The organism is Phycisphaeraceae bacterium (genome assembly GCA_020639155.1).
Lineage (GTDB): Bacteria > Planctomycetota > Phycisphaerae > Phycisphaerales > UBA1924 > JACKHF01.
This window is the reverse complement of record JACKHF010000002.1, coordinates 241,003-266,526: the sequence shown is the minus strand read 5'-3', so window position 1 is coordinate 266,526 and position 25,524 is coordinate 241,003. Positions and strand designations below refer to the sequence as shown.

Annotated in this window: 14 protein-coding genes; 9 read left to right on the top strand and 5 right to left on the bottom strand. The window is 53.7% G+C overall.

The genetic code is table 11. From position 1 onward, the window contains the following. Positions 1-56: 56 nt before the first annotated feature. From H6815_11705 to lipA, 4 genes are all read right to left on the bottom strand, one after another. A complete protein-coding gene (locus H6815_11705; protein ID MCB9861104.1) occupies positions 57-2,417 on the bottom strand; it encodes a BatA domain-containing protein in 2,361 nt (786 codons plus the stop codon). Further along, positions 2,345-3,406 (bottom strand): DUF58 domain-containing protein, encoded by a 1,062-nt coding sequence (locus H6815_11700; GenBank protein MCB9861103.1) that lies wholly within the window; start codon positions 3,404-3,406, stop codon positions 2,345-2,347. Before H6815_11700 ends, H6815_11705 begins: the two co-directional genes overlap by 73 nt. 136 nt (positions 3,407-3,542) lie before the next feature. After that, complete coding sequence (locus tag H6815_11695) at positions 3,543-4,223, bottom strand: hypothetical protein (GenBank protein ID MCB9861102.1); 681 nt, start codon at positions 4,221-4,223, stop codon at positions 3,543-3,545. A 32-nt stretch (positions 4,224-4,255) separates the two neighbouring features. Beyond that, complete coding sequence (gene lipA, locus H6815_11690) at positions 4,256-5,365, bottom strand: lipoyl synthase (protein ID MCB9861101.1); 1,110 nt, start codon at positions 5,363-5,365, stop codon at positions 4,256-4,258. 386 nt (positions 5,366-5,751) lie between these two features. On the opposite strand from lipA, the gene H6815_11685 reads away from it, so the two are divergent. From H6815_11685 to murJ, 9 genes are all read left to right on the top strand, one after another. Beyond that, a complete protein-coding gene (locus tag H6815_11685) occupies positions 5,752-7,224 on the top strand; it encodes a polysaccharide biosynthesis/export family protein (GenBank protein MCB9861100.1) in 1,473 nt (490 codons plus the stop codon). Positions 7,225-7,285: 61 nt separating this feature from the next. Next, positions 7,286-9,160, top strand: a complete 1,875-nt coding sequence (locus H6815_11680) for an exosortase/archaeosortase family protein (protein ID MCB9861099.1) — start codon at positions 7,286-7,288, stop codon at positions 9,158-9,160. An 84-nt stretch (positions 9,161-9,244) separates the two neighbouring features. Then, positions 9,245-13,867, top strand: coding sequence for a hypothetical protein (locus H6815_11675; protein MCB9861098.1), 4,623 nt, complete (start codon positions 9,245-9,247; stop codon positions 13,865-13,867). Between the two features lie 112 nt (positions 13,868-13,979). Continuing rightward, complete coding sequence (locus H6815_11670) at positions 13,980-16,142, top strand: polysaccharide biosynthesis tyrosine autokinase (GenBank protein MCB9861097.1); 2,163 nt, start codon at positions 13,980-13,982, stop codon at positions 16,140-16,142. A 42-nt stretch (positions 16,143-16,184) separates the two neighbouring features. Then, complete coding sequence (locus H6815_11665) at positions 16,185-17,270, top strand: GDP-mannose 4,6-dehydratase (protein ID MCB9861096.1); 1,086 nt, start codon at positions 16,185-16,187, stop codon at positions 17,268-17,270. Continuing rightward, on the top strand, positions 17,267-18,757 hold the full coding sequence (locus tag H6815_11660) for an undecaprenyl/decaprenyl-phosphate alpha-N-acetylglucosaminyl 1-phosphate transferase (protein ID MCB9861095.1): 1,491 nt from the start codon (positions 17,267-17,269) through the stop codon (positions 18,755-18,757). The genes H6815_11665 and H6815_11660 overlap by 4 nt, the downstream gene beginning before the upstream one ends. 111 nt (positions 18,758-18,868) lie before the next feature. Next, positions 18,869-19,840: a ParA family protein gene (locus H6815_11655; protein MCB9861094.1), complete on the top strand. Its 972-nt coding sequence runs from the start codon at positions 18,869-18,871 to the stop codon at positions 19,838-19,840. A 258-nt stretch (positions 19,841-20,098) separates the two neighbouring features. Continuing rightward, positions 20,099-21,844 (top strand): sodium:proton antiporter, encoded by a 1,746-nt coding sequence (locus H6815_11650; GenBank protein ID MCB9861093.1) that lies wholly within the window; start codon positions 20,099-20,101, stop codon positions 21,842-21,844. 53 nt (positions 21,845-21,897) lie between these two features. Beyond that, positions 21,898-23,526 (top strand): murein biosynthesis integral membrane protein MurJ, encoded by a 1,629-nt coding sequence (gene murJ / locus H6815_11645; GenBank protein MCB9861092.1) that lies wholly within the window; start codon positions 21,898-21,900, stop codon positions 23,524-23,526. Here murJ and asnB read toward each other — a convergent pair. Next, complete coding sequence (gene asnB / locus H6815_11640; GenBank protein MCB9861091.1) at positions 23,507-25,441, bottom strand: asparagine synthase (glutamine-hydrolyzing); 1,935 nt, start codon at positions 25,439-25,441, stop codon at positions 23,507-23,509. The genes murJ and asnB overlap by 20 nt on opposite strands. Between the last annotated feature and the right edge of the window lie 83 nt (positions 25,442-25,524).

Below are 25,524 nucleotides of genomic sequence, written 5' to 3'. Positions count from 1 at the left end.
CCGGGATTGTCTCAATCTGTGCCAACATGGATTGGTAATGCTGCTCCTGCGTGTGCTTAGCTCGGGTTGATGGTCATCGCATACTGCGTACGTGATTTTCCGGCATGGCTTGTCAAACGTGCAAGCACAAGTTCGATGACTGCAAAGACAAGCCCAAGAATAATCAGCCAGCGCCAAACTGCGCGCCCCCGGGAACCTGCAGCAAACAATAGCGATGGTGCCACACTGCCAGTTTGCGACTCAAGTACAGTTTCGCCTGCGTGCTGAAGCCAGATAAACTCATCAGCCAGCGGCGCCACTGCCTCTATAATCTGCTCGCTCGAACCAGCATTGGTGTTACTCGCAGTCGTGTCTGATTGCACGACAACTGTGCCAACGGGTTCGCCAGCGGCATCCCGCTTTGTGTATACACCAGCGTATCGCAATATTGCTGCAGTCCCCGACTGAGCAAACTCGACAGCGTTTGATGGATCAACCGGCTCGATCTCTCGTATGACACGATCAACCGCAACCTGTTGACCAGCAATGAACGGCTGGTCTGTCGAGACTGTTGTTACGCTCTGCTGGAGCAACTCATGAAGTAGAGGAACAAACATTGGTCTGCCGGGCAGGTCTGTCCATGCCAATGAGATGGGAACTGCGAAGAGAACAACCATGCCCGACTGAGCAGACTGGTTGTCTATGTTGTTCGAAATAATCTTCGCTGTGATCAGCGGCAGATCATTATCCAGCGCCAGCACAATATCGCGATCGGGCACGCGCATTTCAAGATACTGACTCACATGTACGGGCGCAGAGAGTGTTTCAAACTCCGGTATCAGCACACTCAGAAGTCGCTGACCAATCGAATCCTGAACCAGCGCCTTCGCGAGTGTGTGTGCTGCTGCGACGGGTTCACGTCCAATCGTCCATCCGGTTGCAAACTCGCGATCGAACGCATCAGTCCAGAGCTGCGCACCGCCGGCACTTGATGGCATGACCACAACAACACCGCGATGCTCTGCAACAAAGCTTCGCAGCCCTTCCCAGTCATTCACACTGAGGAGACCTGGATCCGGGATTATCACAGCATCAAAGGTCTGCACGAAAGCGCTCTCAAGCGATCCAGGCTCAAGAATACGTACCCGCATCGTTTCAGGGGGAGAAGCACGTTGTTCCATCGGCTCAAGCGCGATGCGCAACCAGTCCGCGGGATTGTCTGGGTCGAACGTGGCGTTTGTTCCGGGGAGTGTTCTCGGTGTGACAAGACCAATCTGAAGCGAGTCCACCTTCGGCACGACCATCTGCGCTGCGTTGTCTGCAGCAATCGTGTCACCAGCTGATGCAATATCTACAAACACCAGGCCTGATTGCCCTGCATCTGATTGTTCCACCGGAACAAGTATGGTTGCACTTGTTTCACCCGGCTGCCAGTCAACATTGACGCCATCTCTTGAGCGATCGTCAGTGAGGGGTTCATTTGATGCACGAACCGTTGCACTGGCAGCTTCGCGCACGGTCGGGCCAAAACGCCGGGCAGTCACACGGACGTGCGCGCCAGATTCTGCATCAGATGAGATCGCTGGATTTGTTCGAACAAACTCGACAGACTCAATCGCACTATTTGCTCGGGCAGATTGGTCCGGCTCAAGCGCAACAATCGTCATATGCTGCTCAGTTCCAATGTCGTGCTTAAGCTGCGCAAGCTCCTGCTGTGGACGAAACGATCCTTCACGAAACTCGCTCAGCAACACGACCATGACATCAGTATCGGGTGTATCAAGCACCGACGAACGGACAATCTGGATTGCGCCATCAAGATCAACGCGGCTTTCAGTTGCTCGGGTATGCGCAATGCGAGATCGCAGTTCGGCAATGCTTGACGAGGGCGGGAGAAATGGCGCACTTGCAGGACCTCCAAGCAGCACGAGCGCTGCTCGATGTGATGCACCTGTGCGTGCTTCCATCGATTGCAGCAGTTCCTGCGCCGTCTCAATGTGCTGCGCGAGGGCAGTTGCGCCGGTGTCAGGATCCACTGTTTGCGATGTCAGCGAGTTGTCGAGTAGGATGTACACATCAACATTTGCGCTGCTTTCTGTGCCAAGCGACTTGATCATCGGTCGAGCAACTGCAAGGCCAACCAGCAGTACCAGAAGGCACCGGATCAGCAGCAGAAGCAACTGCTCCATCTGCAGACGCCTGCGCTGCTGGCGATACGCTTCGAGCAGGAATGCCATCGCACCCCATGCAATCGGTCTGTGCTTCCTGCGCATAAGCAGATGGATCGCGATTGGAATCGCAACTGCGCTGATACCAGCGATCGCAAGGATGGGATGGACAAAGTTCATTGCGTATTGCGCTGCGTTCAGCCCTGCTTGTTCCTTCGCATCTCTGCGTTTCGACGAGCCACAAACGCGGCGAGTGTCGGACCAAGCCACGTGTATGTGTCAATCAGATGGTAATCAAATCCGAACTGGAGCACTGTGTGCTTGATCATGTCGATATGGCCGTGTATGGCCTTCAAATATCCATCGCGTATTGCTCTTGGATCAACACGCAACGCTCCCTCGCCTTCCAATCCGAGAAAACGCTCCGGCCTGCCCGCCTTTGCGCCGAACATCTCGGTATCGAACGTCAACTCGGCGCGATCAATTGTCTGGAACAGGATGAGATCGTGACCTCGCCCCTTGATGCGTGCAAGAGCTGCCTTGAACCGCTCGGGCTGCATGAACAGATCGCTGATCAACACAACAAGCGATCGGTTCGTCACCGTCGCCATGGTCTGCTCCATCACACGAGCGATATTTGTTGCTCGTGCATCGAAACTGTCACGCGAGGGATCGATATTCATTGGTTCAGTTGACAACGCGCTGACGATCTGCCTCCACTGGGTCTGTGAGCTTGATCGTTTCAGCAGCGCATGCACTTTGTCGGAAAAAACAACGAGACCGGCGCGGTCACCCTGCGAGAGTGTGATATAGCTGATGGCTGCCGCAACAGCAGTGGCATGATCGAACTTCGACCAGAGCACACGACCGTCGGGGCTGTGCCCCATATTTGTACCGGACGCATCCGCAAAGCTGCGCGAGCCGTACGCCATTGAACCGGACGCATCGACCAAGCAGATGACATCAAGATTGGTTTCCTGCTGGTACTGCTTCAGATGCAATCTGTCGGTTCGCCCCCACACCTTCCAGTCGAGGTGACGAAGATCGTCACCCGGGACATACTGGCGATGCTGCGCAAACTCCACACTGAACCCGTGCATCGGTGATCGATGCATCCCGCTCATCACGCCTTCGACGATGTGCTTCGCCCGGAGTTCGAACGTGCCGAGCCGAGCCAGCGTCTGCGGATGGAGGTAGAGCGACGCATCCGAACTGTCGATCCCGTCCCGCTGCTGGTTGACCTGCGATTCTGCTGGCATGTATCTCTCTGGTGCTCTGCTGACAAGACATACCGTCTCGTGAGTGCCAACCCCAACGGCAAGTGTTTTCTTTCATCGACGGAACAACCGTATCGTCCGCAGGAATACACACCAACTCCAACATTGGAGTTCATAACTAGGGGTTCGTTTTCACGCGGTTGAAGGTGAGAATCTCGTCCTCATCATCGGGGATGTCATATTTGCCCTGCGATTTCAGCGTTTGAATCGTCGCCAGCGTGTCCGATTCAGTATCTCCGATCGCGACAGAGATATCCGTCCCAAGGTACGACACATCCCGCAAGGCTCGGGACGAGTCCCCATGGGCGCGCTTCTCTTCATCGGTATCCTCGATTGCTTGACGCAGTCTCATGCGATCGCCTTCGAGCCTCACTCGCATAATCCGATGGATCGGCTGGGCCCACGAGATCATTGTGAACACTTGTGCGGCATCCTTTTTCTCGTCAAGAATCAGCGACACATCCGCGAACGTCCATCCATCAACATCAAAGAGTGATATCTGCAAGTCCCACTCGATTGGGTCCTGCCCTTTCTCAGACCAGTCCTCCACCGTCGTGTGGCAGATATACCCACCCTCTTCCGACGAAACGATATCGAGACGCATCGACAACGGATCGGTCTCGCCATCCGTCTTGACAATGTCCCATTGACCGATCAGCCCATCATCACGAATGGAATCGGCAGGTTCAATCACCTCCACAAGTGAAACGACCGGCCTCGCACATCCCGGCACCAACACACCTGTGAATATGCAGCATACACACACGCACAAACGCGGGATCGTGTTCAGTACACGCATGGCTCGCCTCCCTCTCTAATATGCTCCAGCAGTTACGGATCGCTGCGCGATCTTGCATCGCTGAGCAGTTGGCTCATGCGTTGAGCGGACTGCTGTGCACGCTCGTCCTCGATCGAACTGAGCTCATTTGCCTGGATATCCGCGTGGTATGACGAGCGTACGAGTGGGCCTGACTCAACCACCTTCAATCCACGCTTCAACCCTTCTTCGCGGAACATTGCGAATGTGTCCGGATGCACCCAGCGATCAATCGGCAGGTGGTTCATTGTTGGTTGGAGATACTGCCCGATGGTCAGGATGTCGCACGGATCGTTCGGCACCGGACCGTTGTGTCTTGATGTCGTTTCGACGAGTTCGTCCATCAGATCAAGTACGTCCTGATCACGTTCGCCGATTCCCACCATGATCCCGGTTTTTGCAACACCGCCCTGTTCCTTCACACGACGCAGCAGTTCGAGTGAGCGATCAAACTTTGCACTCGGACGCACCGCAGGGTACATGCGGCGGACGGTTTCAAGGTTGTGGTTGATGATGTGAGGCTGCGCATCGATCACCATCTGAAGCGCACCGGCGTCACCCAGAAAATCAGGAATCAAGACCTCAATGGACATATCGGGGCAGGCTTCTTTCGAGAGCATAATTGTTTGCGCCCAGATGCCAGCACCACCATCAGGGAGTTCGTCCCGGTTCACGCTCGTGATGACAACATGCTTGAGTCCCATGAGCTGCAGAGATGCTGCAACGCGACGGGGCTCATCGCGATCGATCGTCATGGGACGACCTGTCTTTACATTGCAGAAACCGCACGCGCGGGTGCAGGTATCACCAAGGATCATGATGGTCGCAACGCCGCGCGCCCAGCACTCTCCCATGTTTGGGCAGCCCGCCTCTTCACACACGGTAAACAGCTTGTGGTCGTCGATGTTTTTCTTGAGCTTCTGATAGCCTGGTCCACCGGGCACCTTGGCTTTGAGCCACGAAGGCTTTCGTTTCGGTGCCACTGTCGATGTTTGGTTGTTGTTAATAACTTGCGATGAAAGGCTTACCAAAGGCTTGTCAAGCGTCTTCACCGGATCGCCACCAAGCCGCTTCGGATGACGCTGCAATGCCGGAGAGACAGATGTTGCGCCGTGTGTAGTCATAATCAAGGGTATTTCGGCTGACTGCCTGATTCGACGGGAACTGCTGGTATTCGCGAATTCATGTGCAAGATTTTTTTGTGACTTTCCGAACCACCACGCCGCTGAATCGAACCAGAAGAGCCTCTCCAGATGGCAGAAATTGATCACGATGTGCAGGTTCCTTCGGACTCCGGGTGGACCCGCACAGAATTTGCGCTCATCATCAGGGGGGAATGGTGGACATCGATGATCAGGGTTTCTGATGATCGAACAAGGGGCAGGGAGTCTGAGGCAGCGTAAAGCAAGGACAGCAGCCCACGAACGATCATGGAAGTTGGGCCCAAAAGCCGAAAAGGTCCGAAAAACTGGCTTCTTGGTTTCCATCGACCACCAGACGGAGAGAACGGATGCGTAAGACCACGACACAACGGACAACCAGCAGATATATGCGAGCAACCATGCTTGCCGGTCTCGCAGGTATGGCCGCTTCAATGGTCGGCTGCAATGTCGACAGCTATTTGGACCCATCCATCCAGGGTGTGTGGGAAAACACAGCCAAGGTTCAGCCAATCCTGAAACGACTTGCAGTCATCGAAGGACCTGATGACGGGTTTGCTGAGGTCAGCGAGATCACAGCCAACGATCTGCTTCCCGAAGTTGAAGAATACAGAGTCGGTCCGGGTGACGTGCTTGATGTCACAGCATACGACCTGAATGGTGAAGGTCCCACGGTGTATCCTGTGCGCGTCTCACCGAATGGTGACATCAACATTCCATCGCTGGGTCAGGTGTATGTCAACGGCAGAACACTGACTGAGGTGGAGCAGGCTGTCGAAGAAGCGATGACGGCACTGGTGCGTAACCCGCTGGCATCTGTGGCTGTCAGCGTTCCACGGCAGGCGTTGTATACAACGATTGGTGCAACAGGCGCAAGCGGACAGTGGCCTCTTGAAAGAGCAGATCTTCGCATCCTTGATGCGCTTGCGACTGCTGGCTGGTTCCCGGAAGACACAAAGGAAATCTACGTCATCCGGCAGGTTCCGCTGGTGGATGCAGATCTGACACCACGTGCCTCATCACCTTCCGATGCTGGCAACCCCTCTGGTGATGATCAAGGCTCCATTACAGATCTCATTGACGAGTTAACAGGTGGCGGAAGTTCACCAGGTATGCTTTCGAGCAACGGAGCAAAGCGCGAGCATCAGCCCGAGACAGCAACACAACCCGATCCTGTTGTCAATCTTGTTGAGCCGGAAACAAACACCAATACGCCGTCACAAGCAGGTGGCGGTCAGGGTTCGTGGGTATACCTGAACAACAAGTGGGTACGCATTCAGAGTGACACACCCTCCACGACACAGAAGGCACGTTCACGAGTGGGTGGCTCGCTCTTTACACAGCGTGTCATTCGCGTCCCTGTTGACCAACTTCTTGCTGGCAATGCCGATGTGAACATCATCGTGCGTTCCGGCGACATCATCCATGTCCCTCAGGCAGCAAAGGGATTCGTGTATGTGACTGGGCAGGTAAACCGTCCCGGTACGTTCACTCTCGCGTCTGATTTAACTCTGGTTCGTGCCATTGCATCAGGATCTGGACTCGGTTCTCTGGCGATTCCCGAACGTGTTGAGATCACACGCATGCTGCCGGGAGATCGTCAGGCAACGCTGCTACTGAACTACAGCGCAATAGTTGACCATTCACAGCCCGATATTTATCTGAAGCCGAACGACATTATTAATGTCGGCACGAATGCACTGGCACTTCCGCTTGCAGTTATCCGCAGTGGATTCCGGGCTACGTATGGCTTCGGGTTCCTTCTTGACCGAAACTTTGGTAATGACATCTTCGGAGCACCACCAATCCGAAGTGTGAACTGACACACGTTTGCTACGCTCGAATCGGGCGGTGCATCCCAGACGGCAGGAGCATTGACAGAGCGTGGATACACGTGATTTGCCAGCGAAAACTGCCGGTCCGAATCAAAGTGATACGTCGGCTTCCACACACCACCTGCGCTGGCAGATTGTGGCGAGTGTGCTTGTACTTGTCTGCTTCTGCGCCCTTTTCTGGGAATGGCTGTACCGCCAGCATCAGTTCAGTCTGAATCAGATCGAGGATTGGGGCCACGCATGGTTTGTGCCGGTCATTGCCGGATACATGATCTGGCTCAAGCGCGGCGAGTTAGCTGGGAAGCAGCGTTCTGTATTCTGGCCCGCAATCGCGATCATCCCTGCAAGTGTGGCCATCTACATCACATTTGTGATCTGGTTTTCAAACCACATGTTCCAAGGATATGCGATCGTCCTGGCAGCACTTGGTACTGCTTTGTTTCTTTATGGCCCACGTGTTTTTCCACTTCTTCTTCTACCGATTGGATATCTCGGGTTTGCAGCAAAGATCTCCCAGCGCCCTATGGAGATTCTCACATTCCGCCTTCAGCGGTTTGCGGCAGTTGGCGCGGAGATGCTGCTAGAGGTACTGGGCATTTTCTTCGGGTATTCAACATCGCGTTTGGGAAACACACTGGAACTCGTTGACGGCGACGGCATCTCTCATCCGCTCAATGTTGCGGAAGCGTGCTCAGGAATGCGGATGGTCATTGCGTTTCTTGCGCTGGGCACAGCAGTCGCACTCATCGTGTGCAAGAAATGGTGGCAGCGTGTCATACTCATCGCACTCTCGGTACCACTCGCGGTTGGTCTGAATGTCGTGCGCGTCACGGTACTCGGACTGCTATCACTCATCAACGACAAGCTCGCCCAGGGCGAAGCGCATTCGATTGTTGGCATTCTGCTTCTGATCCCGGGTCTGGGTTTGTTCTTTGGGCTTACATGGGTGCTCAATCGTATTGTGATCGATTCGAATGCCGATTCGACGAAGTCAACGAAGCCTGCAGGCAGCGTGCGTGCTTGGGCTCTGAGAGCACTTCCGCCAACCAGAGCTGCCATAACAGTTGTGTGCCTGCTTCTTGTCAGCAGAATCGTCTTCTACGGCACTGTGAAATCGCTGCGGATTCAGCTTCAGAAGGATCCGATTTATCCGGCTTCAGGCCAAGCCGTCAGTACGATACCGCGCGAAACCACAAGTTGGGTACAGATCGGTATTGACCAGGTTGAGTCTTCTGAGGTCGTAGAAGAACTGGGCACACAAAACTACGTCAGCCGAAACTACGAAGAGAAACATGCCCCCGAAGGCAGAGAGAAACGTGCAGTACAACTCCATGTGTCCTACTACACAGGACAGATCGACACTGTCCCCCACGTTCCGGATCGATGCTTTATTGGTGGCGGCATGGGTCTGAAAACCGCGATGCACAATGTCCCTTTGAATCTCAATATTTCTCGATGGATGCTGGACGACGATGTCCCTGAGGACTGGGCTGGCCGGATTTACACCGCGCCAACATCCTACTTTGGCTCTGGCAATGGCAACCGAGTTCGCTTGCCGCTTGATCCCGAGCACATTGAGCTTCGTCTGGGGTCTTTCACAGAGGCGCAGCGTGATGAAACTGTGATTGCAGGTTATTTCTTTATTGCGAACGGCCAGGTAGCGGCATCACCTGACCAAGTCCGCCTGATGGCGTTCAACCTGACAGATACCTATGCCTATTACGCGAAGATTCAGGTTACCGGTTCGTCAACGCGCGGTATTCAGACAGAAGATGATCTAGTCGAAGCAGCGGAAGGTCTGTTGAGTGAGATCCTGCCCGACATCATGTTGTGTCTTCCAGACTGGGTTGAAGTGAAGTTTGGTCGATACCCTCCCGAGAACACATTGAAGGAACAGAACACCGACCCGGCTTCTGCGGGATAAACTTATGGTTCTCGGTCGTTCAGTGAACTCCGATCTCGTACTGTTCGTATCCAGTGCTCTGTCTCGTCCACAAAAGGGAAACCGATGGCTGCTCGTCTGAATACCCGCTTTGTTATCTCGATCGCAGTGGTGCTGACATTCGTCGCAGTCGTTCTGCTCGGTGTGTACTACGTCGTGGTGTTGCGTTCCAGTTCTCGAATCGAGAAAATGGGCGACAAGATTGCGAACACACCTAACGCGACGCAGGAAGATCTTGCCAAAGCCATCAGGCTGTTCGGCAAAGCATATCGAAAGGATAGCTCAAATGCTTCGGCGCTTCGCAAGATGCGCGACACAATGAAGCGATGGACACCGGAATCGATCAACGAGTACAGCAGCAAAGCAGTGACCGAGTATCCAAGTATTCTGGTGGCACTCGCGAATCTGGAACCATTGAACCTAGACACACAAGGAGAACGCCTCAAAGTTCAATACGAGCGCATTCGAATCTTCAATCGCAGTGCGCCAGAAGCGTGGCAGTACCTTGAAGATGAAGCAATCGCTGTACTGGTTAACTTTGAAGAAAACCCCGCTGCACCAGAAGGATGGGAGTATTTTCGCAGGTATCGTGGTATATCGATAACCAAACAGCTTCTCCTCAACGCTGTTGTTACCCAGAAACAGATTGATACCGCTCTTGCAGATCTAAACGCAGTTCAGAAGGCATATCCACAGGACTGGGAGTCAATCCAAGCACTGATCAGCCTGATCATTCAGCAAGGACAATCTGACGCGAATCGTGGTCGTATTGAAAAAGCACAATCAGCATTCGAACAAGCGATTTCGCTCGCACAACAGTTGACTCGTAGTGCACCGTCAGATCCGAACGCACTCATCCAAGGTGCACTGTCATATGTGCATGGACAACAAGAACTCGCAACAAATGGCCTTGTGCTCGATGAGCAGGAAGCCGCAATGCGGCGCGTTCGCACAGAAACGCAGGAGTATGTGCAGAGTGTGTTAACAACAGTCGATGGACTCAGTCTTACCAAACTTGATCCATACACACTGGAATCGCTCATTCGGCTCGAAGGATCCATTCTCCAAACGTTCGATTTTACAAAGGAGATCTGCCGCAGGGCAGCGAACGACAATGCGACTGACGGCCTCATTCTGGCAAGTGCAGGTTCGCTGCTGCTTCGCCTCGGCGAACAGGATGAAGCAATTTCACTCTTTGAGAAGGCGATCTCGCTTCCTCTTCCACCAATCAGTCTGGAAGGGGTTACGCTCATGAGCGCAAAGACTGAAGCATACAAAGGTCGAGTAGAAGCGCAGGCAATAAAAGCACTAAAAACAGAAGAAGATTCCAGCCGCAGCGAAGCAATAACACGACTGGACCGATACCTTGCTGAAGCAAAGGAAAACATAACACAATCCGAGTTGCTCTTGATCTCCGAAGCCAGAGTTGCCTTTGTCAAACGCGATTATGCGCGCGCGTGGGATGCAATCCATGAGTATAACCAAAAGACCGGAGATTCATCCGTTGATGGCATAGCGCTTGAAGCAGACATCCTCCTTGCTGACAACAAACCGCAGCAAGCAGCAGATCGTCTTCGTCGCGCGATTACCCTTGACAGAGAGAACGTCCGTTATGTCATTGCTCTCGCCGACATCCTCTCACAGAACTTAAGGCAATTCGAGGATTCGTACAGCCTCTATCAGCAAGCTCGCCAGTCCGCCCCAGGCAGTGAGTATGTTCAGAATCGAATCATGGAAGTGGGTGCATTGCTTGGGATGGAGCGCACCGGCGATCCGATAGTTGACATTCTCAATGCCGCGTATCGCTTGTCGATCGGAATTGGCACGACCGAACCAGATGTCGACAAGGCGATCGAACTTTTACGTGTTAGCTTGAAGGAACAGAATAACAATCCGCGCCTTGCTGCAATGCTTGCAGATATTCTGGTTCAGTACAAGCAGGATCAGGATGGTGCAACCGCTGTGCTGCAAGCCGCTTTAGCTTCACACCCGGATGATCAGACACTGAAAGAAGCGATCGCAAGATCTCAAATCACTGATCCGGTAGAACGGCAAGTTGCACTTATTGACAGTTCCAGCGAATCGGACATGACGAAGATGGTACAGAGATACGCGGTGTATTCTGCAAACAAGCGTACCGACCTTGCCAATTCCGTTCTCAACGAACTGAAAGCAAACTATCCCAACGAACAGATCACAATCGAGTTGCTCTTTGACAAGGCAGTCCAAGAGAGCGACTTTGCCGAAGCAGATCGTCTTGCAGGAATCGCCGAACAACGCAATCTAGATCGAGTCGGCGGCAAGTTTTATCGTGCTCAGGTTGCTCGAGCGAAAAAGGATAACGCGCTCGCACTCAAGATTCTTGAGGACATTATTCGCAATGGCACAAACAACGCGAGCCATTATCTTAGCCTTGCTGAAGTGAAGTCTGAGCTTGGCGATGCCCGCGGCAGCTTGAACGCACTCAAGGATGCGTACAACCTTGCGCCGAATGACAGACGTATTGCAATTAAGTATATACGACAGTTGCGCCTTGATGATCGCGCGGCACAGTCGCTTGCGCTCGCGAGAAGTGCTCAATCGCTCTTTAGCGCAGATCCTGTCTTTACGGACTTGTGGCTTCGGCTTGAGTTTGAACTCGGCGACAAGGAACTTGCACTGCGTCGCAGAGAAGAAATTGCCAAGAGTCGACCAGACGATCTTCCAAATAATCTTGCTCTCGCAGCCATGTACATCACGAATAAGTCATATGTGCAGGCTGACACTGTTCTGAATCGTGTTAACTTGTCAGATGCTCTGTTCGAGGTTACCAGCCTTCGTGCGCAAATGGCTGCAGACCAAGGTAATACAGATGGTGCTGTTGCTCGCTACGAGGAAATGCTCTCGAAGATCCCTGCATCTGACATGGACAGGCTGATCCAGGGGCACATGGCATACGCTCAGTTCTTTACCAGCATTAGCCGAGTTCAGGACGGCATTGCTGTTCTGGATCGACTCACCAAACTCACCGCAGAACAGCAGGAACGAATTGCCGTTGCAAAGGCGTCAATGCATCAGAGCATCCGCCAGTATGATCAAGTGGCGGAACTACTCGCGCCAATCGTTGAGAATAAGACATCTCTTTATTCTCAAGCGGTGCCTATGTATCTTGCGGCATTGAGTTCCTTGAACAGATTCGATGACGCGGACAAGGTATTTGCATCTCTCAGTGGGCCACTCACCAACGACATCACAACTGCGCTGATGCGCGTCGAGATGCTGGTGAGAGCCGAACAACGTGTAGCCGCTCTGACAGAAATCGGCAACATTATCCAGAAGTTTCCTCGCGATAATCGAGCCTACATCGCTCGTGCCCGAATCAATATGCTCCAGCCGGAAACATATCCGGATGCTCTCGGTGATCTTGACCAGGCGCTTGTGTTGCAGGAGGATTCTGTTGACGCACTCACACTAAGGGCAGCTGTGAACAGCCAGCTTGGAAATCTGGATAATCTGATACGTGATGCAGAGCGCACGACATCGGTCGATCCAAATCGCCGTGGCGCTTACCCAGGAGTCGTAGAACGTCTCCTTGAAGTCAACCGCACCGGTGATGCAACAGAGTTTGTTAGCCGCGCATTAGAAAAGTGGCCCGATGATGCCATGCTGCGAGTTAAGATGGCAGAGGTGTTCGCTTCACATAATGCGTGGAGAGAGGCGAGAACATACGCGATCGATGGATACAAAGTCGCAAACAAAAACGCAAACACAACACTGAGTGCACAACTGCTTCCGTTTATTGTCGAGTGTTCACTTCAGATGGATCCACCGGATATCTCAGAAGCTGGCAGCGTCGTTGATCGCACAGACATTCAAATCGAGTCCAATCCTGAGATGCTCATGCAGCGGGCTCGAACCAAGCATCTTCGTGGCCGGGTTGAACAGGCGGAAGCCGACGCCACACAAGCGCTCCGTCTGGTACAGAGCAAACCCCTTCTGGTGCTCAGCTTGCTTGAGAAGTATCACAGTGCGTTCTCGAATGAAAGCGACTATGTATCGTCGGTTGCACGCATGCGAATTGATTCGTTCATGTCGAGTGACTGGGCGAGATTTATTACCGCACAAGCAACTTCATCGATCGATGCAGATACAACACTGCGGGAACTCGATCAACTAAGCCAATCTGCAAATCCTGAGATCCAGATCAACGCGCTCACTGAAATGAATCGCATACTCACGGAAAATGAGCGACATCTCGAGGCAGTTGAGATACAAAGAAAGCTCATTGAACTTCATGAACAGAACAAAAATGTACTTGCTACCGGCTCGCTCCACAACGATATCGCATACTTACTCGCGAAGTATGGCTCCGGATCACAGGCCGAACTTGATGAAGCGTTGCAACACGCAGAGCAAGCTGCCCAACTCATTCCACAGAATCCAAATGTTCTTGACACCCTTGGTGTCGTATTCATGAAACGAGGCGATCTTGAGAGTGCAGATGGTGTGCTTTGCACCGCATTTCTTTATTCAACAAAGGGCCGAGAAGTGGCTACAACACTCGCACATATCGGACAGTTGCGCCTTGCTCAGGGCCGAAACATCTCTCAAATCCGTACCTGGCTTGATCGTGAAGTCAGCCAGAATCCGAACCTGAAGGAACGTCTCAAGGTAGAGCTTGATGAACTTGCTGCGGCGGGAAGAGAGTAATGTTTATCAAGACGCTCGGGTCGAGGAGTTTCGCCGAGGTCACCAGCAGATTTTGCCGATGGGAAACCGCTGATATTGCCAGAATGCGCGAATTACAAGGGACACTCAAACGATGACACAACTACCTCCATCACGCCCTGCTCCAGCTGCTCCCAGTGCTGCTGCAATGAAGCAGATTGATCCGTTTAAACTTCTTCGCAAGCATTGGGTCACGCTGCTGGTCGCCCTCATGATTGGTCTGGCACTTGGTGTTGGTGTACATATTGGTTGGTTGCGCCTCTATCCGCTCTACCGCGCAGCAGCAATCTTTGAGTATGAAGAGCCTACGGAAAAGCTTGGCAAGCCAATACTGAACGCCAATGAGGATGAAATGGAACGTTTCATGAAGACGCATCAGGCAATGATGAAGTCTGAGGCGGTACTTCGCGCAGCAATGACAAATCCCCGCCTTGCTTCTATCGCTCCAAATTGGCATCGGTACTATCTTGAAAACGGCACGTTTGATGTTGCTGAGGCTGTCGACGACCTGCAGACTGATTTGAGCGCTCGAATCGAATCAGGCACATCGTGGATAACCATGTCATTGCTTTGGACCGAGCCATCAGAAGTTCACGGCATCATCGGTCTCATTCGTGCTGCCTACATGGAAGCAGTTGAAACACAGACAAACAAGGAAGTCAGCCAGGATACCAGTGGACTTGAGGCAGAGATCAAGGACTTTACTGACCAAAAAACACGACTCCAAAACTCTCGAAAGGAGCTTCTGAAGCGGGCAAACTCGACTGTTCTCGAGAATCGCGTGTCTGAAGAAGGCACCAAGCTTAGCGCAATCAAAGAATCGATCATTGAAACAAACAAAATACTCGAGGCCTCCAACATTGAGCTCGCTCAGTTTGAGGGACATGTTCGAACAGGTACATTCCCGGAACAAGTGTATATGCTTGTTGAGCAGGACCCGCAGATCATGCGTCTGACCGGCACAGTCAACGAGCTGGAATCGCTTCGTATCGGTTACAGGGAACGGTTCCTCCCCGGGCATCAGATTCTGCAACGACTGGAAGCACAGCTTGAAGGTGCTCGTCAGCAGCTCGAACGAGAAAAGGCTCGTCAGTTACGAGAAAAGCTCGACAGTTTGACAGAATACTCAAGAACCAACGTAAGCCAGCTGGTCGCGCAGCTGACTAAACTTGGCGAGGATGAAAGAGAGAGCGAAGCAAAGCTGAACGATCTCGAGATTCTTCGTGCTGCTGTGAGCGATATTGATGATGAGATCGAATACATCGACGAAAGCATCAAGGATCGTATCGACACGCTCTCCGATCTCACCTCTCGCACCAAATCAAACCTAGCGGGACGTGTCAGTGTTGCGCAGTATGAATCTGTTCCCGCATCGCCAACAATGCCTGAGGCGAAGATTGTTATTCCCGGTGTCGCTGTCCTGTTTGTGTTGCTCGTTGGGATTGTTATTTTCCTGCGCGAGACGCTGGACCAACGCATTCATGGTGCATCCGATGTCTTCGGTTCGACCCGCCTTCGAGTTCTCGGCATGATTCCTCACACCAATCGTGATCGATCAGCAGCAACAAATCCCAGTACAACATTCATTGATGAGCCGACAAGCGCGGTGGCCGAGAGCTTCAGACATGTTCGTGCCGGTGTGATATCGCAACTTGCCAAGGGCGAGAGCAAGTCGATGCTTGTGATCCCCTGCTCAGCCAAAGCCGGGGCAACAACTGTTGCTATCAATCTGGCAGCATCACTGGCATCAACAGGCATGAATGTGCTCCTGATTGATGGCAACGTTCGGAAGCCCTCGCTCCATGAGGCTCTCAATCAGCAAAGGTCTCCGGGACTGAGTGAGGTCTTGTCAGGGAAGGTGCCGCTTGCAGACGCTGTTTCAACAGTTGAAAAGGCGGACAATCTGAATCTTCTCACCGCAGGAAACGCCGACCGCAACGCGATGGAACTTCTCTCTACACCGCGCGCTGCTGAACTTATCGCGCAAGCCAAACGCAGTTATGAAGTTGTGATTGTTGATATGCCGCCGCCGATTGTTTCGGGTGATGCTGCATCGCTCGCGGACTCAACAGATCTGCTCATGTTTGTTGTGCAGGCTGGCCAGGATACCAAAGGACTATTGACCCGTCTGCGAAACGAGTTTACACAGAAGAAGGCAGCCATACTGGGTGTCGTTATCAACAAGGTGCAGCCGGAAGCAGGCGGTTATCTCATGCAGAACATCCTCGCGACACAGCGCTATCGAGAGAGCGCGTAAACGTCGATCTGTGCTGGTGTTTCACGTGTCAGGAGTGTGTCATTGGCAGCAGATGATGTGATGTCAACATTGCGCACGTCTGCGCAGCCACAACGCTCTCTGGTCACAGGGGGAGCAGGGTTTATCGGTTCGCATCTGGTTGATCTCCTCCTCCAGCGAGGAGACCATGTCACCGTCGTTGACAATCTCAGCACGGGCAGGCGAACAAACTTGCCAACCGAGCATCCGAGACTCCGGTTTATTGAAGCAGACCTTGCCGATGCACTCAGAGCGTTCGGCAGGGGCGAGTTCTTTGATGAGGTTTACCACCTTGCAGCAGCGGTCGGTGTGCGTCTGATCATCGAAAATCAGATCGATTCAATCGAGACCAATGTGCATCAAACATCAGCACTTCTGCACGCTGCCAACGCATTGCACAAGCGTGGTCACCCGGTGCGCGTGCTCATTGCATCGAGTTCCGAGGTCTACGGAAAAGGAACAAAGTCACCGTTTTCCGAAGAAGACGATGTGTTGTACGGTCCAACCAGCGTCGGGCGCTGGTCATACGCAGCCAGCAAAGCAATCGACGAGTACCTCGCGCTTGCGCACTGGCAGATGCACGGGCTTCGCTGCGTAGTAACACGATTCTTCAACACCGTTGGGCCGCGACAGGTCGGCTCGTATGGCATGGTGCTGCCGAACTTCGTGCAACGGGCGCTCATAAACGAGCCGCTCGAAGTGCATGGCGACGGCGAGCAGAGCAGATGTCTTTGTGATGTCCGTGATGTTGTAAAAGTTCTTCCGCAGCTCCTTCGCCGCAACGACGCGTGGGGAAGAGTCTTCAATGTCGGGAATGACACGCCCATCACCATCAACTCGCTGGCAGACACAGTTATCGCCACACTGGAGTCTGATTCACAGAAGCTTCACATCCCGTATGAAAAGGCATACACAACCGGATTTGAAGATCTGAGGCAAAGGCAGCCTGATCTGACACGGCTACGCTCTGTGGTCACGTTCAATCCATCCATCACGCTGGAGCAGACAGTTCTTGATCTCGCCCGCTCCATACGCAAGGGATCTGCGAACGCGCCGATTGTCCATACCAAATCCAGTACCCATCAATCAACGGACCAGACGTCTGCATGAGTTTCCAGCCAGACATCCCTCTCGATCTTCCCAATGGCACAGTCGCTGTGCCCGCGTTTGATAGTGAAACGTTCCAACAGGAGTTGCTCCACGACATCAGGGAACTCGGAACGTCTATCCAGTCGATGCAGTCACAATATGACTCGCTCGCATCCAGAGCAGGGCTCACCTCCTCACACGAGACCGCCACACACGTCCTCAACGGGTACCTGTGGGTGTTTGTCATCGCGTTCATTGTGACGCTTATTGCAACACCTGTCATGCGCCGTCTCGCGTTGCGACACGGCATCATCGACAAGCCCAGTGACCCCCGAAAGGTGCATCGAATTCCGGTTGCATATCTCGGCGGTGCAGCAGTTTTCCTTGGCTTGATGGGCGGCGTGCTCTTCAGCTATCTTGCCATTGAGTTTCCGGGACTGATCCGGTATCACAACTCAAAGTTCCTGGATGGCATTCCTGCAGAACCAATACCATGGGCAGTCGTGTTCGGGATGTTTGTCATTATGCTCGTCGGGCTCCTCGACGACGTCATGGACATCTCTCCACGCATCAAGATTGCAGGACAGTTGTTTGCGGCGGCTGCCCTTGCATATGACAATGTTGGTGTTGCGGTTGCGAGCGGACTGGTACGCCCGCTTGGCCAATGGCTCTTCAATGATTCGGAGTTGATTTTCAACTTCGGTATTCCAGGGCTGGAGTTCGACACCGTCTACTGGGTCGGCACCGCTCTGATTGCGCTGTTTGTTCTCGGCGGATGCAATGCTGCAAATCTCGTCGACGGTCTCGATGGACTGCTCGGCGGAATTACAATCGTTGCGATGCTCGGGCTGCTCGGCGTTGCCACAGTGCTCGCGTTACGCGACGACGGCGAGCGCGATGCACAGCGCATCATCCTCTGCATGTCGGTGCTTGGTGCGTGTCTCGGGTTCCTCCCCTACAACTTCAATCCTGCTTCCATCTTTTTAGGTGACTGCGGTTCAATGCTGCTCGGATATTGCACCGTGGTCATTATCCTGACGCTCGGCGATTCCGGCGATGTTATCTCGCGCGATTACAGCCGAACCCATCTCGTCTTTGCGGGGCTTCTCATCTGGGCGATCCCAATCGTTGACACTGTGCTCGCGATCATCAGACGAAAGATGGCTGGTCTGCCGCTGAGCGCTCCCGATGACCAACACCTGCATCACATGCTCAAGCGAGCGCTCGGCGTGAAAGGGGCGGTATTCTCTCTCTATGGCATTGGATTGATCTTTGCATCAATCGGTGTGCTGATCTCACTTGGGAACGCCAGACTCGTCTACGCTGTTGGATTGGTCTTTGCGGCGTTCCTTGTCGTGACGGCGATCAAAGTTGCACGACTGAAACAGATCGTTGATGAGGCGACAGCCGCAGCGAACGGACAGCACCCATTCCAACTGAGAAGCACAGCAACCATTGACACGTTGCCTGTAGAAACACAACAGCCCGATGGGCGCAACATACAGTAGCAATCGACAGTTATCGACAGCCGGCGCCCGGTATATCCGCGTCTCTCGTCCACCGCACTTTGGCGTCATTCTGCAGGAATCTCTGAAGTCTTCCTATACTCAGGCACCATGATGCCAAACCAGCCTGATCAAGTTGATGAGCCCGCGAGCACTGCATCAAAGCAACTGCCCATACCAGCTCGCGCAACCTCGGGTCCGCCCGAAAAAGTTGCATTCTTGAACCAGAAGGGCGGCGTTGGCAAAACAACCACCGCGGTCAATCTTGCGGCCGGTTTGGCGCGCACAGGGCGGCGCGTACTGCTGATTGATCTCGACTCGCAGGCCCATGCATCACTCCATCTTGGTGTCGAAGCAAGCGAGCACGGCTCGATCTATGACGTTCTACACGACCCAAGTGTCACACCAAACGTCATAGTCAACGCAGAAGAGCGACTTGATGTCATCCCTGCCGAGACAGATCTTGCTGCGGCTGAGATGGAACTCGGGCAAGCTTCTGACAGATATGAACGCTTACGTGCAGCGATTGATCAGGTGGCGGATCAGTATGACGACATTCTGCTCGATTGCCCCCCTTCACTCGGGTTGATCACACTATCTGCGCTCGCTGCGGTTGATCAGGTCATCATCCCGATGCAGGCACACTTCCTGAGCCTGCAGGGAATGAGCAAGCTTCTCGAAACTATCTCGCTGGTTCGTCAGAAACTCAACCCGACCCTTGAGGTTGCGGGCGTCGTCCTTTGCATGTACGACAAGCAGGCGACACACACGCAGGAAGTCGTCTCGGATATTCGCGGGTTCTTCTCCTCATCACGATCACAAGCGGTGCCATGGCAACACTCACAGGTGTTTACGCCCGCGATCCGCCGGAATATCAAGCTTGCGGAATGTCCGAGCTTCGGCCAATCTATCTTCGCATATGCGCCAGCGGCTGCTGGCAGCGACGATTACGCCCAACTCGCAAAGTCGGTACTAAAGTGGTTCACCAAACGCAACAAGCGGGTTGCAGAAGAACGTACCCACCCCCCAGAAACACCGATTGTGGAAGTCCCCGCCGCGCAAAGCACCCAGACATCGCACTCGTAAAACAGGTATCTGGACCGCGCAATGTCTGCCGATCGGGCTTTGTTCTCTACCTGATCTCTCATAGCGCAATCCGTGACTCATCGCAGTTCAACGCCCGTTTCAGGTGATTTGATACGTCTGTTACGCAGCCCGAACTTTCGCAATACGGCACATCCGCACACACATTTCGATCAGGACACCCGTTTCGCCGATAAACCAGTGCCGACCGTACGTTGAAACCATTCCAGACTCCCACGATTGGCATGATCAGGACACCATATGTCAGACTCGCACGACCATTCCCACGGATTCACCGGCCCAAAGTGCTGGATTCTCACGCTGATTGCTGGGCTGATCATCGGGGCCTTGGTGTCATTCGTTCTACCCGCATCCTGGAACCACGGAGCGCATTCAGACGCTGCAAGTCATGGCACAATCGTTGCCGACGGTGATGGCGAGTCAGTGCATCTTCCTCCAACACCTCAGCAGGAACATGCCGACCCATCGCAGAACAACCAGACAAATGATCATGCCAGCGGCACAGAGCCCGAACACAGCGAGGACACACACCCAGCGGGCTCAGAAACTGCTACAGATCATGATCCCACAGAGCATGCTGCGCACGCACACGGCCCGGCTCCTGCCATACCGATCTGGCTCGTGCTCCCGTTTGCATTGCTGCTTGGCTCAATCGCATTGATGCCGTTCATTAACGGAAAGTTCTGGCACTCACACTTTCCCGACTTTGCCTTCTTCTTGGGAGGCGTTGTTGCAGCGTACTACTTCTTTGCATTCAAGGGCGACGAGCCCTATTCGCACGGCATGTCGTATGGACTCTACCAGCTCAAACACGCGGCCCTTGAGTATTACCAGTTTATTGCTCTTGTTGGTGGCTTGTTTGTCGTCTCTGGCGGCGTACTTGTTGATCTGAAAGGGAAGGGCGGTCCCAAGCTGAATGTTGCGCTGCTTGGATTTGGTGCTGTCATCGCAAACATCGTCGGAACAACCGGCGCTTCGATGCTGCTGATCAGACCGTTCATGCGCGTCAATGCAGGGCGCCTGAAGCCTATCCACGTTGTATTTTTTATCTTTATTGTCTCCAACTGTGGCGGTGCCCTCACACCGATTGGTGATCCGCCGCTGTACCTCGGTTTCCTGAAAGGCGTGCCATTCTTCTGGACTGCAGAACACATGCTTGCGGAGTGGGCATTTGTTATCACACTCCTGCTCTCGGTGTTTGCCGTCATTGACTGGAAGATTGGCCCCGCAAATCCCACTAATGACGACAATGAGGTTGTTGTCGAACCTGCAAAGTTTGGCTTACGCCTGAAGGGTGCGGTTGGCATCATCTGTCTCGGTCTGATGATCCTGGGTGTGTTTATTGATCCCATTCTGAAAGCGATGGGCATGACCCAGTTCGAGGGATTACCGGTTGGAGCAACCTTCCAGATTCTTGTCGCCATTATGTCATACAAGCTCGCTCCACGTGAAATACTGCACGCTAACGAGTTCGATTTCTTCCCTGTCAAGGAAGTGGGCCTGTTGTTCCTCGGCATCTTTACAACCATGATGCCAGCGCTCGGATACCTTTCCACGCACGGACAGCAACTCGGTATTGATTCCGTCCACGCGTTTTACTATCTGACGGGCGCGCTCTCAGGTGTCCTCGATAACGCGCCAACGTATCTGAACTTCCTGCAGATCGCGTTTGGAAATGAGCACTTCAACATGCTGGCGCCTGAGAACACAAATATCGATCCGGCATCGGTCCATGCGTTCCTGTTCAATGAAGACGGCACAACAAGGCACACTGGCGCAATGATACTGTCTGCCATCTCTACCGGTGCAGTGTTCTTTGGGGCAATGACGTACATTGGCAATGGGCCGAACTTCATGGTGCGTGCGATTGCTGAATCGAGCGGCCTTCGCATGCCATCGTTCTTCGGATACATGGCTCGTGCGATAATTCTGCTGCTGCCCGTGCTGGTGCTGCACCATCTCGTGTTCTTTCTGTTGATTGGCTGAGCTCGTCACGCTGCATCCTGCAACCCTGAGACAACTGCCGATACTCTTTGCCTATGGAGCCAGAGCCACAGCCCGAGGCTGACACACACCAGCAGTCATCTGCGCCCCGGAAGCAGACAAGTGTGTCGCGCAGCCTCGGTGTTGTTTCTGGACTGACGCTTATCTCCCGTATCTGCGGGCTCGCGCGCGATGTCCTGCTCGCCCGTGTCTTTGGTGATACCGCGGTTGCATCAGCGTTTGCAGCCGCGCTCTCTGTGCCCAATATATTCAGGCGGTTGTTCGGCGAGGGTGCACTATCCGCTGCCATCGTGCCCGAGTACGCCGGTTTAGCGGAAAAGGACGCCCATCGAGCATCGGCGTTTGCCTGGTCAATTGTTGGTTTGCTTGTAATGGCAACGGGTGTGCTGTGGCTCATCTTTGAGACCGCGCTAGCGCTCGGACTGGTGCTGTTCGATCACAGTGCTGAACGCGCGATCGGCATTCGGCTGCTCCTGATGACGATGCCGTTCATGCCGCTAATCTGCGTTGCTGCAACGACAGCCGGCATGCTGCAGGTCCATGGCAGATTCGCACCTCAAGCCGCACAACCGATCATCATGAACTGCATGATGATTCTCGCGCTCGCGATCGGTCGGGCTGTGCTCGGGCTCAATGAGTCCGGCACAGCAATGTGGGTCGCTGGCGCTATTACGCTCTCCGGTGCAGTCCAGGTTGTGTGGCACTTCATTGAACTTCGCAAGTATGCTCCCCGACGATGGGCGCTGGCGGACGCAAACAAGAATGTCAGGGCTGCGCTCAAGCGGTTTGTTCCCGCGGTCATTGGGCTCGGCGTCACGCAGTTGAACTCGCTTGCCGATGTCATTATCGCAACATGGCCAATTTACGTTGGCGCAACGATCTTCGGATTTGCATACCCACTCGACGAGTCGTCAAACTCTGTGCTGTTCTATGCCCAACGTTTCTATATGCTCCCGCTCGGACTGTTTGGCACCGCACTTGGCACTGTACTGTTTCCCGTCCTGGCACGGTCGGCTGAGAACAGAGAGGTGTTCATTGCGGCACTCCGCAATGGCATGATGGGTTCACTCTTTCTGGCATTGCCTGCGTGTGCCGGTATTGTCCTAGTTGCGCGCGACATGACCACCGCGCTTGCGTATGGGAGTTCGCAGTTCTCCGCGGACGGCGCAACCCGATGCGCCGGCATTCTTGCAATGTACAGCACTGGAATCTGGGCGTTCGCCCTCCAGCAGGTTGTGATTCGATCGTTTTACTCGCTCAAGGATACAGTGACGCCGGTTCGCATTGCAGCATACGCGGTTCTACTCAACTTCGGTTTGAATGTGACGCTCATGTGGTTCATGCACGAGCAGGGGCTCGCATTTGCTACCGTGATTGCAAGCATCGTTCAACTGCTCATTCTGTGTGTTCTGCTGCATCGCAGAATGGACGGCAAACTGTTCGAGTCACACGATATTGGTCGCGTTCACACGATGCTTTTTCCGCTGCTTGGACTGATCGCTTGTGTCCTTCTCGTGCAGCAGCTTATCCCCGGGAGTGGTTCACTTTCTGTCATCCTGCTGCGCCTCTTTGCAGCCACGATAGCCGGAGGTGCTGCATATCTTGGGCTTTGTATTGCAACGCGGAACCCCGGAATGCTGTGGCTTATCGGGAAACGGTCGTAGTGTTTGTCGAGTGCATCCGCTCAAGCACCCCTGTATCGCCAAACATCCGCTCGCCCCAGATCGCAAGATTCATGATGGGCCACGCCAGTCGCCAGTGCTGTGCTGGCTGATCGGAAATTGCATCAACGATCTCGGGCTTGATCCATGTGCGAACGACCTCGCTCTCTCGCAGCACATCTGAAGCGGACGCGATCCACTCCCTGAATGGAAGCGGGAACGACCGTTTGCTGCGCTGTACGATAGACTCGGGCAACACACCCGCAAACCCGTGACGGAGCACACGCTTTGTTGTTACACCATCAGTATCAATATGAAAGCGATCTGACACGGAAAGCGATGATGCAAACTGTGAAATGCCAGCATCGGCAAACGGCGTCCTGCCTTCGATCGAGTGCTGCATTAACGACGTATCGAGTCGCTGAAGCAATCCGACAAGATTCGATTTTGTCGAAAACTCAAGATGTGCACGCAGCCGCAGATCGCACGCAGTATCGCCGGGGTACTTTCCCTTCGCAAAATCACGTGCAGAACGAACTGTGTCACGAATATAGAGAACAAGGTTCGCATCATGCTCAGCCGCTTCAAAGGCGGATTCTGTCATCAGCATCGGCTTGATCTGCGTCGGCATCCATGCGAGGATGTCGAGTTCCGCATCGTCTGCAACATCCACATCGCGTCGAAACGCATCGGTGATGATGGACAGCGGCTGGTCATACCCGCCGAACAACTCATCTGCTCCCTCACCGCTCATCGCAACAACGTACCCATTCGATCGCATGTCACGAGCGATCTCCGCAATCGCAATCTCGTTCGGCGTCGAAAGCGGCACGCACGATCGACGTATCATGCTCAGCCATTGATCAAGAAACATGTCGCGGGACACAATGACCTCGTGATGTTCCGTGCGAAGATGCGATGCCATCGTTCGCGCGAACACCAGATCATCGGTTTCAGCTTCATCAGATGCCGCACACCACGTTGCAAGAGAGGATGTCACGCTCCCAAGCGTTCCGCGCTGTCGCAAACGATCCGAAAGCACCGACGCGATGATCGAGCTGTCAAGGCCGCCGCTCAGAAGACAACAAATCGGCACATCACTCGGCAGATGTGCATGTATCGATCGGGTGACTGCTTCGCGCGTCAGGTCAACAGCTTCTTCAAAGGTGTGCTCCGTAGACACCGCATGGACACCGATCACAATATCATCGACTTCGATCCGCTCTCTTTGGGTTTGCAACGTGTTGCCATAATACCGAAACGAGATTGTCTGCCCTGGCAACAGCGTGCGAACACCATCCAGCAGCGTCCGTTCACCGAGTGTCGTACGGATTGTTGTGAGGTATGAACTTATTGTGACAGGGTCAGGTTTCCTTGTCACGTTTGGATGCGCAAGCAAACCTGCAATCTCACTGGCAAAGGCAACCACATCGTGCCCTTCCACACGGATGATCGTCCAGTAGAGCGGCTTGATCCCCATAGGATCACGTGCGAGCGTCAGTGAATGTGAGTGCAACTCGTAATGCGCAAGCGCGTACATTCCACGGAACGATCGCAACGCGCTCGCGCCATTGATATCCATTGCTCCAAGCACTGTCGCAGTATCACACGGATCCGGCAAGGAGTCTGCATCGAAAGTTGCATGTACGTCCGGCTGGTTGTATATCTCACCGTTGTAGACAATCACGCTGTTGCGTGATCGCATCGGCTGCACACCAGCATGTGACGTATCTCGCACTGCCAGCCTGCGATGGGCGAGTACAACACAGCCAAGTGAAGAATGGTCTGCCCACAGACCCGCATCATCAGGCCCACGATGTGTCAATGCGTCGCGCATCGATATCGCATCGCGCACCAGCGACGTGTGAACGTGCGATGGCACGTCTGGTCCTGCAAACAGCCCTGCGATCCCACACATCCTGTATCTATCGGATGTGCAGACGACCAAGCAACGGAATCGGTCCGCAAGCCGGTAGTCCGTGCCAGTTATACGATGTTTCT